The sequence below is a fragment of the bacterium genome (genome assembly GCA_016124905.1).
GTDB lineage: Bacteria > Pseudomonadota > Alphaproteobacteria > Rickettsiales > RI-342 > RI-342.
In genome coordinates this window covers 15,343-29,044 of the sequence record WGMV01000013.1, presented here as the reverse complement: position 1 = coordinate 29,044, position 13,702 = coordinate 15,343, and the positions used below count along the sequence as shown (strand labels likewise).

At 59.3% G+C, this 13,702-nt stretch carries 14 protein-coding genes; 4 read left to right on the top strand and 10 right to left on the bottom strand.

Annotated elements, in window-relative coordinates:
* Window positions 1-255 precede the first annotated feature (255 nt).
* The gene (locus tag GC177_04750; GenBank protein MBI1275263.1) at window positions 256-1,083 is read right to left on the bottom strand and encodes a hypothetical protein; all 828 of its coding nucleotides are present in this window, start codon (window positions 1,081-1,083) and stop codon (window positions 256-258) included.
* Window positions 1,084-1,162: 79 nt separating this feature from the next.
* On the opposite strand from GC177_04750, the gene GC177_04745 reads away from it, so the two are divergent.
* Complete coding sequence (locus GC177_04745; GenBank protein MBI1275262.1) at window positions 1,163-1,777, top strand: superoxide dismutase [Fe]; 615 nt, start codon at window positions 1,163-1,165, stop codon at window positions 1,775-1,777.
* Window positions 1,778-1,861: 84 nt separating this feature from the next.
* Here GC177_04745 and GC177_04740 read toward each other — a convergent pair whose 3' ends face one another.
* The 7 genes from GC177_04740 to GC177_04710 all read right to left on the bottom strand — a co-directional run bounded on the left by GC177_04740 (window position 1,862) and on the right by GC177_04710 (window position 9,325).
* Window positions 1,862-2,248, bottom strand: coding sequence for a hypothetical protein (locus GC177_04740; protein MBI1275261.1), 387 nt, complete (start codon window positions 2,246-2,248; stop codon window positions 1,862-1,864).
* On the bottom strand, window positions 2,249-3,820 hold the full coding sequence (gene secD, locus GC177_04735; protein MBI1275260.1) for a protein translocase subunit SecD: 1,572 nt from the start codon (window positions 3,818-3,820) through the stop codon (window positions 2,249-2,251).
* A 6-nt stretch (window positions 3,821-3,826) separates the two neighbouring features.
* On the bottom strand, window positions 3,827-4,231 hold the full coding sequence (gene yajC / locus GC177_04730) for a preprotein translocase subunit YajC (protein MBI1275259.1): 405 nt from the start codon (window positions 4,229-4,231) through the stop codon (window positions 3,827-3,829).
* Between the two features lie 167 nt (window positions 4,232-4,398).
* A complete protein-coding gene (locus GC177_04725; GenBank protein MBI1275258.1) occupies window positions 4,399-5,484 on the bottom strand; it encodes a peptidoglycan DD-metalloendopeptidase family protein in 1,086 nt (361 codons plus the stop codon).
* A gap of 258 nt (window positions 5,485-5,742) precedes the next feature.
* Window positions 5,743-6,471 (bottom strand): acetoacetyl-CoA reductase, encoded by a 729-nt coding sequence (phbB, locus tag GC177_04720; GenBank protein ID MBI1275257.1) that lies wholly within the window; start codon window positions 6,469-6,471, stop codon window positions 5,743-5,745.
* Window positions 6,472-6,604: 133 nt separating this feature from the next.
* The gene (locus tag GC177_04715) at window positions 6,605-7,777 is read right to left on the bottom strand and encodes an acetyl-CoA C-acyltransferase (protein MBI1275256.1); all 1,173 of its coding nucleotides are present in this window, start codon (window positions 7,775-7,777) and stop codon (window positions 6,605-6,607) included.
* Between the two features lie 237 nt (window positions 7,778-8,014).
* Entirely contained in the window at window positions 8,015-9,325 is a 1,311-nt protein-coding gene (locus GC177_04710; protein MBI1275255.1) for an alpha/beta fold hydrolase, read from the bottom strand.
* 277 nt (window positions 9,326-9,602) lie between these two features.
* Here GC177_04710 and phaR point away from each other — a divergent pair, with 277 nt between their 5' ends.
* From phaR to GC177_04695, 3 genes are all read left to right on the top strand, one after another.
* Complete coding sequence (phaR, locus tag GC177_04705; GenBank protein ID MBI1275254.1) at window positions 9,603-10,157, top strand: polyhydroxyalkanoate synthesis repressor PhaR; 555 nt, start codon at window positions 9,603-9,605, stop codon at window positions 10,155-10,157.
* A gap of 235 nt (window positions 10,158-10,392) precedes the next feature.
* Complete coding sequence (locus GC177_04700) at window positions 10,393-11,925, top strand: peptidoglycan DD-metalloendopeptidase family protein (protein MBI1275253.1); 1,533 nt, start codon at window positions 10,393-10,395, stop codon at window positions 11,923-11,925.
* Between the two features lie 81 nt (window positions 11,926-12,006).
* Window positions 12,007-12,426: a hypothetical protein gene (locus GC177_04695; GenBank protein MBI1275252.1), complete on the top strand. Its 420-nt coding sequence runs from the start codon at window positions 12,007-12,009 to the stop codon at window positions 12,424-12,426.
* A 110-nt stretch (window positions 12,427-12,536) separates the two neighbouring features.
* Here the strand turns inward: GC177_04695 and GC177_04690 are convergent, their stop codons facing one another.
* Window positions 12,537-12,836, bottom strand: coding sequence for a DUF1294 domain-containing protein (locus tag GC177_04690; GenBank protein MBI1275251.1), 300 nt, complete (start codon window positions 12,834-12,836; stop codon window positions 12,537-12,539).
* A complete protein-coding gene (locus tag GC177_04685; protein ID MBI1275250.1) occupies window positions 12,833-13,690 on the bottom strand; it encodes an MBL fold metallo-hydrolase in 858 nt (285 codons plus the stop codon). The genes GC177_04690 and GC177_04685 overlap by 4 nt, the downstream gene beginning before the upstream one ends.
* Between the last annotated feature and the right edge of the window lie 12 nt (window positions 13,691-13,702).

Genomic DNA, 13,702 nt, shown 5'->3' with positions numbered 1-13,702 from the left:
TCACAACAGAGGGGGAAGGCAGTATAGCCGCGTAAACGTGCTATGCAACGCCCTTTGAACGAACGGTTAGAAAACGGCGACCGTCAGCAGAATCAGTACCGAAGACAAAAAGCTGGCCGTGGCCAGATGCGTGATGACCATGTCCTGGTTGCTGTGCATCCAGCTGTTGAGCTTAGAACGCATATGCCTGCTCCTGTTTCTGTAATCATCTGTTTTTTCGTCCAGTTTAGATAGCCTTGCAAGGTTAATAAAGCATTAAATGCTCAGCAGGGCCAGCCGCGCCAGGCAAAGCGGGCGTTGGCGCGGCCCACGTGCTTCCCAGGGTTTTTCAGGCAGAATGATATCAAGATAACGCAATGCCAGCCAGGCATGCAGCATCACCGCGCGGCCGTGGCGCGGCACATGTTTGCGTGCGTTCCATGCTGCATGTGCTGATATTCGCGCCTGTTCCAGAATAGCCATATTAACAGGGGAAAGCGCATTCAGCCCATCGCCATGCAGGATGGCCTCGGCACTCAACCCATGAAGCTTCAACAGATTGTGCGGCAGCAGCACAAGCCCGTGTTCGGCATGATAGGGGATGGCCCGCAGAATGCCTACCAACGCCCACGCGATGCCGGCGTTTCGCGCGGCTTGTGTAGCTTGCTGCGTGGCATCGGGGCAGGCAAGCGCCAGCCACATGGCTGCCAGGCAGCCGCCGGTGCCGTCGGCATAATGCAGCAGATCCTCCACCGTCATAATAGGGGCGGTCTCCAGGTCCTTTTCCCGCGCACCCAGCCATTCATCCACCAGGGCTTCGGGCAGGTTTTCGGCAATATGCTGGGCGGCCAGCCGTTCCACCAGCGGGTGCGCGCGCGGCAATTTGCCCTCCCGCAGTTCTGCCAGCGCCTCGCGCCACCAGGTGAGGCGGATAAGGCCGGTCATCTCGTCGCTCGTGCTTTCACGCACGCGCGACGCTTCCAGGTTCAGCGCCAGCAGTGTATGCAAGGCCGGGCGCAGTGCAGCGGGCGCGCGCATGCTCATCAGGTAGCGGTCATAGTCCTGCCGTTGCAAATGCAAGGCAATCTCACGATTATTCAGCATGGAAACATGATGCTTGGGGTTGATAAAAGTTGGATAGGCCCTAGATTACCCCCATGCAACACATAAGACGGAGGCATTCATGCCCTTTACCCTTCCCCCGCTCCCCTTCGCGCCCAACGCCCTTGAACCGCACATGAGCGCCGAGACCTTCTCCTTTCACCATGGCAAGCACCATCAGGCCTATGTCACCAACCTGAACAACCTGATCGCCGGCACAGAATACGAAAACCTGCCGCTGGAGGAAATCATCCGCAAAACCGCGGGCGACAGCGCCAAGGCGGGCATCTTCAACAACGCCGCGCAGGTGTGGAACCATACTTTCTTCTGGCATTCCATGAAGCCCAAGGGCGGCGGCAAGCCGACCGGCGAGCTCGCCGGCAAGATCGACGCCTCCTTCGGCGATTTCGACAAATTTAAGGAAGCCTTCAAGGCCGCCGCCGTCAGTCAGTTTGGCAGCGGCTGGGCCTGGCTGGTGGAAGAAGCGGGCGAGCTGCGCATCGTCAAAACCGCCAATGCCGAAACCCCCATCACCAAAGGCCAGCGCCCGCTGCTGACGGTGGATGTGTGGGAGCATGCCTATTATCTGGATTTCCAGAACCGCCGTCCGGATTTCGTGGAAAGCTTCCTGGCCAACCTCGCCAACTGGGAGTTTGCAGCGAAAAATCTGACGCAGGAATTCAAGCTGGCGGCGTAACCCAGCTCATAAGCGCGTATCCTTGCCTCCGGCAAGGAAAAGTAAATGGAAAACCCGGCCGCCTTGGCCGGGTTTTTTTCATGCCTATTCCAGCGGCAGCAAGCAGGCCGCCACGCGGCGGCCTTCACCCATCAGCACATTGTAGGTACGGCAGGCCGCGCCTGTATCCATGCTTTCAATGCCAATCCCGGCGGGGAATTTTTCCTTCAGTGCCTGCCGAAACACCGGCTGCGCCATCTGCATGCGGCTGCCTGTGCCGATCAGCAGAACTTCCGGTGAATCTTCCATCTGGTATAGCGGCGCGTAGAGATTCACATCCCACAAATGTTCCCGCGTCCCCGGCCAGAGCGACACCTGATTGGCCACCAGCAGAATGGGCTCCCGGTAGGACGTGCCGTTCACCACAATATGCCCAGGCCCGTAGCGCTGGATGATCTTCAGCGCCTCGCGCATGTGCGGGGCGGTGAGCATCTAAATGGCCAGCGTTTTCGGGCGGCGCTTCAGCACATAGCTTGCCACGATGATTTTCGTCACCGTCACGGCGGTGAACATCGACGTCATGATGCCGAGCGACAGCGTCACGGCAAAACCCTTGATGGGGCCGGTGCCGTAATAATAAAGCAGCCCGGTGGCAATCAGCGTGGTGATGTTGGAATCCATGATGGTGCCGAAAGCACGGTCGAAACCCGCCACCACGGCCGACATGGGCGTGCGTCCGCTGCGGATTTCCTCCTTGATGCGCTCGAAGATAAGCACGTTCGCATCCACCGACATACCCATGGTCAGCGCGATACCCGCGATACCCGGCAGGGTAAGCGTGGCCTGCAGAAGCGACATGCCCGCCATCAGGATGACGATGTTCAGCGCCAGCGCGATGCTGGCGAACAGGCCGAATAATTTGTAACGGGCAAGCATAAAGCCCATCACCAGCACAATGGCCAGAACGCTGGCCCGCGCACCCGCTTTTACCGAGTCCGACCCGAGCGACGGCCCCACGCTGCGCTCTTCCATCACGGTGAGCGGTGCGGGCAGGGCGCCCGCGCGCAACAGCAACGCCAGATCGTTGGCGCTGTCCACGGTGAAATTGCCGGAAATCATGCCACTGCCGCCGAGAATCGGCTCATTGATCGTGGGCGCGGTGATAACCTTGCCGTCCAGCACCACGGCAAACCGTTCCTGCACATGTTTGGTCGTGACATCGCCAAACAGCCTGGCGCCTTGCGAGTTGAAACGGAAATTCACCACCGGCGAGCCGCGCTCAAAGGTTGCGTGCGCATCCACCAGCATATCACCGGACAGTAGGGATTTACGCTCCACGGCGACATAACCGGCATTGTGCCCGCCCGCGCGGTCCATCTCATAGGGAAGCACCATCAGGCCTTCCGGCACATCGGCAGGGCGGGCCGTGGTGGGGCGATATTGCTCGCTCACCATATGGAAGGTCAGTTTGGCCGTTTTGCCAAGCAGCTGCTTGAGGTGCGAAGGGTCCTGCAAGCCCGGCACCTGCAGCAGGATGCGCGTGTCGCCCTGGCGGGCGATGATGGGTTCGCGCGTGCCGGTCTCATCCACGCGGCGCCGCACGATCTCGATGGACTGGTCCAGCAGCTGACGCGTGGCTTCGCCCCTGGTGATGTCGGAGAATCCGAGCGTCACCTTGTCGCCTTCCACGGTGGTGGAGTAACGGTCATCCACGCTGCGTGCGATGGAGGCGATCTTTGTGCCCTGGGCCGGGTCGCGCAGCGTGAAGCTCACGCCGGAATCACTGGCGTTCAAGTCCTTGTAGCCGATGCTTTCCTTGCGCAGGTTGCTGCGCACCGCATCCACCATATGCTCGTTCTGGTCGCGGAAATAGGCTTTCTCATCCACCTGCAGCAGCAGGTAGGAGCCCCCCTGAAGATCAAGCCCCAGCACCACGTTGCGCGGCGCCACCCACCAATGGCCGCTTCCCTGAAGCTTCGGGAAGAAGCTTGGCAGCGCGACATAGGCGGCAAGCAGGCAGACGAGAACGGAAAAAACGATCTTCCAGGTGGGCTGGTGAAGCATGGGGAACTATTTCTTGGCCAGTGTTTTCGATTTGCCGGGTTTTGCCTTGGCGGCATCGGCGCCCGCATCATTGGCGGCTTTTGATTCCGATGCATTGCTCTTGGTAAGCACTTCGCCGATCGTGCTGCGCAGCACTTTCACCTGCACGCCATCGGCAATTTCCACCACAAGCTGTTTGTCATCTTCGATACGCGTTACTACACCGATGATGCCGCCTGCGGTCACCACACGGTCGCCACGGCGAAGCGCGCCGATCATTGCCTGATGATCGCGCATGCGTTTTTGCTGAGGGCGGATGAGGAAGAAATACAGCACCGCCCCAAACAAAATGAGCGGGAGGAATTGCCCAAGCGGTGACTGTGCGACGGCTGCCTGCGCGGCATCCTGAGCAAAAGCGGATGAAATGAACATGCGAACTCCTGATTCAAAAACTGTCAGGAGTTATAGCGCCTTTTGCCAAGCGTGCCAGTGGTAAAACCAATTGGAGCGCAGCGACTGGGTGCGACCGCACCCCGCGCCTTATTGGCGCGTGCAGAGAGCGGAGCGAGCCACTAAAGACAACTGATGCGCAAAGCGCATCAGTTAGCGGCGACGGTGACATCATCCTGCTTGCCCAACACGGCAATAGGGTCTTTCACCTCTTTGCCCTGGCGCAGGCTGAAATGCAGCTGCGGGCTGTCCACATGGCCTGTTTTTCCGACATAGGCGATGGTCTGCCCCTGGTTCACCTTTTCGCCTTTTTTCACCAGCATGTTCTGCGTGTGGGCATAGGCGCTGAGCCAGCCGTTATCATGCTTGATGATGACCAGGTTGCCATAGCCTTCCAGCTGGTTGCCCGCATGCACCACCGTTCCGGCGGAGGCGGCTTTCACCGGCGTGCCTTCGGCCGCGGCGATGTTGATGCCGTCGTTATAAAGCTTGCTTCCAGTATGGCTGATGATCTTTCCCTGCACCGGCCACACAAAAGCGGATTTGCTCAAGGGGGTTGCGCTGGCGGGCGCGTCTTTCGTTTCCAGCACCGCCGGTTTGGGCGCCATGGCCACGGCCGGGGCGGAAACCTCTTTCACCGCAGCCGTACTGACCACGGGCAGCGATGGCGCGCTGCCGGGAATACGCAGCTTCATGCCGAGCTTCAGGTCGGACGGGCTTCTCATGCCGTTTTCCTGCATAAGGGCATCCATCGGCACATTGTAGGATTTGGAAAGGCGATAAAGCGTTTCGCCCTGCTGCACCACATGGGTGCCGTCCTGGTCGCTGGCGGTCTGGATTTGCGCAACGGGTTTGGCTGTCAGCGTGGGGGTGGTGGGCGCGCTGATGGGTGCGGGAGATGCGCTGGAAAACTGTGGCAGCGGTTTCAGGCTTGCCGGTTCTGTCGCCGCAATGGGAGCAGGCTTAGCCGGCGCACTCAAATCACGGGAGGAAACACGGGCGGGTGCCTCCAGTTCCTTCACGCCGATGGAGCCACTCGGCACGGCCTTGACGGCAGGCTCATGCGCTATCCGCGCTTCAGACGGATTGGCAAAGCCATAGGCGGTTTCCATCCTGTCCTTACCGAAAAACTCCTCGCCCTTATATTCTACCATGGCAGGGTTTTGACTCGCGCAGGCTGCAAGGGCCAGAAAACTGATGCCAGCCAAGGCTGACTTGATGGTTGCGCCGCGCATGAAAAACTCCTGACTTTAAAGACGATTACGTAATCCACCCACAGCATGGGCAGATTTGGCCAATCTCAAGCTAGGAGAGATAAGTTAAGCGATCCTTAAGTGATCTCAGGAAAAGAAGTTCCGCCTAAAGGACAATAGGCAAAACGATTTGCATTATAAAAATACTTCTGAAGCGCGCAGCGCAACTGGACCATTGGCCCGCGCCTAATTGGCGCGTAAAGCGAGCGCAGCCACGGGGCATATGGAATAACGCAAGCGTTATTCCATATGCTGGCCGCCGTTGACGGAGATGGTCTCGCCCGTAATGAACCCGGCATGCTCATCCACCAAAAACAGCACCGTGCGGGCAATTTCCTCGGGCTTGCCGAGGCGGCCGACCGGGATCTGCGGCAGGATTTTCGTTTTGATTACCTCTTCGCTGACCGCCTGCACCATCTCGGTATCCACATAACCGGGGGCCACCGCGTTCACCGTGATGCCCTTGGCCGCCGTTTCGCGCGCCAGCGCCTTGGTGAAGCCGAAAATGCCCGATTTAGCGGCGGAATAGTTGGTCTGGCCGAACTGACCGAGCTGCGCGTTGACCGAGCTGATATTCACAATACGGCCAAAGCTTTTTTCCCTCATGGATTCAAGCACCGCGCGCGACATGTTGAAGCAGGAAGTGAGGTTGGTGCGAATCACGCTGTCCCACTGTTCGTAGGTCATTTTATGCATGAAGCCATCGCGCGTGATGCCTGCGTTATTCACCAGAATGCCAACCGTGCTGCCCAGTTCGGAAGCCACCTGCGCCACGCCGGCCTTGCAAGCCTCGTAATCGGCCACATCCCATTTGAAGGCCGGGATGCCGGTTTCTTTCGTGAAGGTCTGGGCGACGGAATCGCGCGTGGCATAGTTCACGGCCACCTTATGTCCGGCTTGTTTCAGCGCTACGGCAATGGCCGCCCCAATGCCGCGCGTTCCACCGGTGACCAGTGCGATTTTACCCATGTGATTCAAGCTCCCAATTATCAGGTTCGTTTGGTTTGTATGGTTTCACCCAAAACATGCACGACAGGACGTCGTGTCCAGCCTTGAGCGCGCTCCATGGAATCGTCAAACAGGGCGATTCCGGGAGCAAAAATTATCTTTCCACTGCCAGCGCCACGCCCATGCCGCCGCCGATGCACAGCGTCGCCAGGCCTTTTTTGGCGCTGCGCTTTTTCATTTCATGCAACAGCGTCACCAGCACGCGGCAGCCGGATGCGCCAATCGGGTGACCCAACGCAATCGCGCCGCCATTGACGTTCACCTTGCTGGCGTCAAAACCCAGCTCCTTGCTCACGCAAAGCGCCTGCGCGGCGAAGGCTTCATTGGCTTCGATCAAATCCAGGTCGCCCACGCTCCAGCCGATGCGCTTCAGCAGTTTCTGCGTGGCGGGAATCGGACCGGTGCCCATGATGTCCGGGCTCACGCCCGCATGTGCCCAGCCGCGGATGGTGGCGATGATTTCCAGCCCGCGCTTCTGCGCTTCCTCTTTTGTCATCAGCATCACGGCGGCCGCGCCGTCATTGATGCCCGATGCATTGCCCGCCGTCACGCTGCCTTCCTTGTCGAATGCTGCGCGAAGGCTGGCGAGGCTTTCCATCGTCGTGCCATGCTTGGGGTGTTCATCCGTGTCGATGATGGTGTCGCCCTTGCGGCCCTTGACCGTGAAGGGAACGATCTCATCCTTGAACTTACCGGCCTTCTGGGCGGCTTCCGCTTTCTGTTGCGAGGCGGCGGCGAACGCGTCCTGCTCTTCGCGGCTGATGGAGAATTTCTTGGCGATATTCTCCGCCGTAATGCCCATATGCTTCAGGCTGAAGGCATCGGTCAGCCCGTCAAACACCATCGTGTCCACCAGCTTGCCGTCACCCATGCGCAATCCGGCGCGCACATGCGCGGCATAGGGGGCAAGCGTCATGTTTTCCTGCCCGCCCGCGATCACAATCGAGCTGCCGCCTTCCAGAATCGCCTGATACCCCAGCGCCACCGCACGAAGACCAGAGCCGCATACCTGGTTCAAACCCCAGCCCGGCACCGTTTCGGGAAAGCCCGCATGGATCACCGCCTGGCGGCCGGGGTTTTGCCCCTGCGCGCAGGTCAATACCTGGCCGAGGATGACTTCGGACACATCGCCGGGCGCAACCTTGGTGCGCTCCACCGTTTCCTTCAGCACCGCCGCGCCCAGCATGTGTGCCGGTGTGTTGGAGAAACCGCCCTGAAATGCCCCGATGGCGGTACGCAATGCGCTGACGATGACGACCTCGGTCATGGAACCCTCGTATGTGAATTGGGATGAAATGCGCGGGCAACTTAACGAAAGCCGGGCTAACTGGCAATAGCCATGGAGATGCGACTTTCCTGCCATACTGCCGAGAGCGTCGCGCTGGCGACTGCTTCATTGCGCAGCATCACGAGCAAGGAGCAAGTTACATAAGCCGCTGCCGAGAGCGTTGCGCCAGCAACTGCTTCATTGCATAGCATCGCGGAGCAGGAAGCAAAGATTAAACTAAGCCTTTAGCCAATCGGCTAAAGGCGCCCATGCCTCTTGCGGCGCCATGCGGCTGCTCATCAGCCCGATATGCCCCAGCTTGGGACGCAGAACCTGTGCATGGGGCAGGGCGCTTTCCAGCGGTTTGCTGGCGGCGGGCGGCACCAGCTTGTCTTCCGTCGGGCAAACCAGCATCACGGGCATGGGCAGGGTTTGAGGTGTGATGTCATAGCCGTTGATGCGCCATTCGCCGCGCATCGGCAGGTTTTCCGCAAACCAGCGCACCAGGCATTGCCGCGCGGCGGGGGCGCTCATCGACACGGCCTCGTGCAGCCAGCGCTGCACGGCCAGCGCCACGGCGCTGTTCTCGTGGGCGCGTTCGCTCTCGCCTTGTTTGCCGAGTGCCTGAAACATCCTTGCATAACGCCAGATATCGGTGCGATAGAAAATCGGCTGCATCATGGAAGCAGGCAGGCAGCCATCGCGCTCAATCACGCTTTCCAGCACGCGGATGCTTCCTTCCTCCAGCATCAGCGGGTTGCTTTCCGGCGTGCGGAAATCCCACGGCGTGGTCAGCAGCACCAGCCTGGCGATCGGCGCTTCGCACGGCAGCTGCGCCGCCGCCATCGCCATCAGCCCGCCCATGCAATAGCCGATCAGCGAAAGCGGACGCTGCCACGTCTGGTGCAATGCCGCCATCGCGGGCAGCAGGCGCTGGGTGATATACCCGTCGATGCTCAAATGCCGCTCCGCCGGTCCCGGCTCCTGCCAGTCCATCACCGCCACGCCGAAACCCTGCGCCGCCAGGTGCCGCACAAAACTGCGCGACGGATGAATATCCATCATCCACCAGCGATTGATGAGGGAGGGCACCAGCAGCAAGGCGGGCTTTCCCGGCGCCGGGTGGCTGATGATGCGGAGTGCGCTGCTGCCCTGCTGCCACAACACCATGTAAGGCTCACGCGGCAACGGCGGCGTCTGCTGATACAGCGCCACGCCTTTCAGGTAATCGGTAATATCGTGTATCACCTGGCCTGCGGCGCTGTGCGCCAATGCGGGGTTAAGCGGTCGGTTTGGCAGGGGGTGCGGGTTGTTCCAGCGCATCCAGGCGGGATTCAATGCGGCCAAGCTGGGCACTGAGCTGGACGATAAGCTTTGCCACATCGCCAGCATCAGCCCCAGGCTGAGGCCGGTCATGCATCCCCCCGGAGGTTTTGCCGGCTGCGGGTTTAGGCTGCTCTGGTGCTGCTGCGTGAACGCCGAAAGGAAATCCGCCGAAGGGAAATTGCCCGGCGGAAAATTGGGATGTTGGCCCGGTTTCATGCGCATTGCCTGTGGAAAAGGGGTTGGGCTGATAGGGGAACTGATAGAAGCGCTGCATGCGCTCCGCCAGCGTCAGCATGGCCTGCACGGCTTCTGGGTCGTTCAGCATGGTGGCGAAATGCTGCTGCCACTGGGCAATCAGCCTGGCGGCCATCGCTTCCAGCGTCTCGTTTCCACTGCTGGTATAATGAGGATGTTCCATCTCGCCGAATTTGCTAAATACCACTGAATGCGCTAGGTATACGGGAAATGCACCCAATAGACAAGAACGGGAGTAGTATCGATGACGAACCAAGGCCAGGCCTCTCAGGCAAGTAGCAAAAAAGAAGAACCCGTCATCATCAAAAAATACGCCAACCGCCGTCTCTATAACACGGCCACCAGCATCTATGTGACGCTGGATGATTTGTATGATCTGGTGAAGGAAGGCTCCGAATTTCAGGTGCTTGATGCCCGCACTGGCGAGGACATCACCCATTCCGTGCTGATCCAGATCATCTTCGACCGCGAATCCAAGGGTACGCAGGGCATGCTGCCCGCCAATTTCCTGAAGGAACTCATCAAGATGTACGACGGCTCCGTCCATCAGTTTGTGCCGCACTATCTGGAGGCCAGCATGCAGATGTTCGCCCAGAACCAGGAGCGCATGAAGGAAATGTTCGCCCGTCACGGCTTCAACCCAATGACTGGTTCGATGACCGGCAACATGCAGCAGGGCTTCAAGGACTTTGCCAATTTCAACCCGTTCCAGATGTTCGAGGGCGTCGCTCGTCAGAACATGGAGCTGTTCCAGAACAGCATGGACATGTTCCTCGGCAGCTTCCGCAAGGACAAATAGATTCTCCTTGATAATCAAGGGAAGCGAGGCCGCGCAGAAATGCGCGGCTTTTCTATATCTGGTATGTCATTTCGCCATCAAAAATGTGGACAGGGCTGTTAACCGTCTATTAATCCGTCATTGCTACTTTGGAAAATTATTGTTTCGCCATACTATCTATAGTGCTTGCTATTGCATAAAAGAGCGGTTAAGACAGTCTTAACCACAACATATAGTGGAAGCAGCGGTACGGGGAATGGACTACAGCAAGGTCCCACACAAGCGAATCAGCGTATTTGAATACCCTTGGTATGTCCTGCGCAGGAAAGGCCCTGCCACCGTATTTGGTGCGGGCATGGTCACGGGGCTTGGCGCTGCCGGGCTGGCCGCCCTCCTGTTTATGCCGATTTTCCCATCCCCTGAGGATATGGAGCAGGCCCAGGCCGGAGAGAATGCGCAGCCACTTGCCATGAAGCAGGCCGAACCTGTTCCCGGCGATGCGACCGATCAGGCTTTTGTGCAGCCCGCTGCCGCGCCGGCTGCGGCGCCTGCGGTTGTGCAGCAGCCGCTGGAGCCATTGCCCGCCGTGGCTGAAGCCCCGCCCGAACCGCCTCCCGTGCCGACCATCAATTTTGTGCCCAAACCCGTTGCCAAGCCGCAGCCGGAAGTGGTGCGCACCCAGGTGAAGATCCAGAAAAGCGCCGACATCCCCGTGGTGCTGGCCGCGCATAACGTGCGTGAAGAGGATACGGAGGCCGTGGTGGCCGCCATGGCGCGCGCCTTTAAAAAATACGACCTGAAGGCCGGGCGCACCATGTCCATTGCGCTCAATGCCGTGCAGGAAGATGGCCACCGCCCGGTGGACGAACTCAGCCTGGAGATTTCCCCCACGCGTGAGTTGGTGGTCAAGCCGGACACCAAAAAAGGCTTCCGCGCCGAAGCCATCGATATCGACATCAACCGTGAATACGTGAAGCTGGAGGGCAGGGTTCGCAGCTCGTTCCTTCAGGCCGGCACCAGCGCCGGCGTGCCGCAGGCCGCCTTGCTGGAGCTCATTGGCGCCTTCTCTTACGACATTGACTTCCAGCGCGACATCCAACCCGGCGATAAGCTGACCGTAGTGATGGACCGCACCACCAATGAGCGTGGCGAACTGGTGAAAAACGGCTCCATCGTCTATGCCCGGCTGGATCAGCGCGGCAAGGATACCACCATCTACCGTTTCGACCAGGGCAATAACCAGATCGGTTATTTTCATGAGGATGGCCGCAGCGTCCGCAAAGGCCTGATGCGCACGCCGATTGACGGGGCGCGCATCACCTCCGGTTTCGGCATGCGCATGCACCCGCTGCTGGGCTATTCCAAAATGCACCGCGGCGTGGATTTCGGCGCCCCCACGGGCACTCCCGTCTATGCCGCCGGTGACGGCCAGGTGGCCTATGCGGGCGGCAAGGGTGGTTACGGCAATTACATTCAGCTTTCGCACAGCAACGGCTTCGCCACCGCCTATGGTCACCTCAGCCGCATCGCCGCCAAGATACGGCCGGGCGTTGGCGTCAAGCAGGGGCAGTTGATCGGCTATGTCGGCAGCACCGGCATGTCCACGGGCCCGCACCTGCATTACGAAATTCTCGTCAACGGTGCGCAGGTGAACCCGCAGAACGTGAAATTCGCGCCGCAGGTCCGTCTGGCCGGGAAAGACCTCAAGAAATTCAAGTCCTTCAAGTCAGATGTGCAGACCGCACTGGACAAAGGCCGCGCGCACCAGGAAGTCGCCTCGGCCGAATAGATCGATGGATGAGCGAAGCGAGTTGGGCCCCCGCGCCCCAATGGGCGCGTAGTCCTTCGCGCAGCGAAGGTTAGAGGAAAAATGGCCAATCCCAAAAGCCTGAAAACCTTGTTGAAGCTGCGCAAGCAGGAGCTTGACCAGCTGCGCACGCGCATGCAGGTGCTGGAGGCGCAGCGCGACCAGTTCGGCCTCAAGCTGCTGGAGCTGGAACGCGCCAAGGAGCGCGAAAGCATGCTGGTGGCCAAAAACCCGATGATGCAGATGGATTACCCCGTCTTCGTGCAGATGAACATGGCCGAGCAGAAGCAATACCACCACGCCATCGTCCGCCTCAGCAACCAGATCAACGAATTGCAGAACATGATGGCCGTGCAGTTTGGTGAGGTGAAGAAAACCGAAATCCTGATGGAAAAGGAAAAGCAGAAGGCGAAAGACGCCGAAGAACATCGCGACCGCGAGCGCATGGACGAACTCGGCCAGCGTTTCGGGCAGGATGACTAAACAAATTACCGGAGCGCAGCGACTGGGCCATTGAGGCCCCGCGCCATAATTGGCGCGTGATAGCGAGCATCGCGAGCCAGCAAAAGTCAACTACCTGACCATGCACATGGTCAGGGAAGCTGGTCCCAGCCATTGAGCTTGATGAGCAGCACCGCGCCCACCGCTATTTGCACGATGACGATCAGCCAGAAGCGCACGCGGAACGACGATTTTTTCGTCTTATGCCGAAAATGCCTCTGCGCAAACCACGCGAGCGGGCTTCCGCCAAGCAGCGCCAGCACCAGCAATGCGCTTTCCGAAATGCGCCGCTGCCCGTTGGCCGCCTTGCGTTTGTCCATCCTGTAGGATGCAAACGTGACCAGATTGATGACGATCAGGTACGCGCAAACATAAAGCGGCTGAAGGCTCATAGCTCCAGCACCATGCCTTCTTTGGCAACGAACGCCGCTTTGGTTCGCGTGGCGAGCTTTTTGGCGCGCGCATCCAGCGCTTCATCGTTCAGGGCGGGGTCGTGATGGAACAGCGCAAGCTGTTTCACTTTGGCCGCTTCGGCAATCCGCAAGGCTTCTTCCCAGGTGGAATGCCCCCAGCCGCGATGCGCCTCGTAATTCTCCTCGCTGTAGGTGCTGTCGTAAATCAGCACGTCGCAACCCTCGACAAAATCAACCAGCGCGTCGTCTATCTCTGGCGGCGAATGCTCCACATCCGTCACGTAGCACACGCTCTTGCCTTCATATTCCACGCGATAGGCGGTGGCATGGTCGGGGTGATGCAGCAGGTGCGTGGTGATAAGGATGCCGCGATCCACCAGATGCTTGGCTTCCAGCGATTCGCCCGCGCGGAAATTATAGAAATAAAGATGCGCCTTCAGGTCATCGATCACCAGCGGAAAGATCGGCGGGCTCATGATGGTGGAAAGCACGCCGCGGATGGTGGGCGAAACCTCCGCCGATTTGCCCACGCGCAAATGCCCCGCCCACAGGCGAACCCGCGCCGTTGGGTTGTAAAGCGGGCGGAAGAAGGGAAAGCCCATGATATGGTCGATATGCGTGTGGGAGAGGAAAATATCGACATTTGAAATATCCGAATGTGCCTGCCCCAGCGCATGGATGCCCGTGCCCGCGTCAAACACCAGCCAGTGTTCGCCGCATTTCACCGATACGCACGACGTATTGCCGCCATAACGCGCAAAATCCACACCGGGAGTGGGAATCGTGCCGCGCACGCCCCAGAATGTCACTTCCATCGAACACATGCGCGTCATAAGACGCTGAAA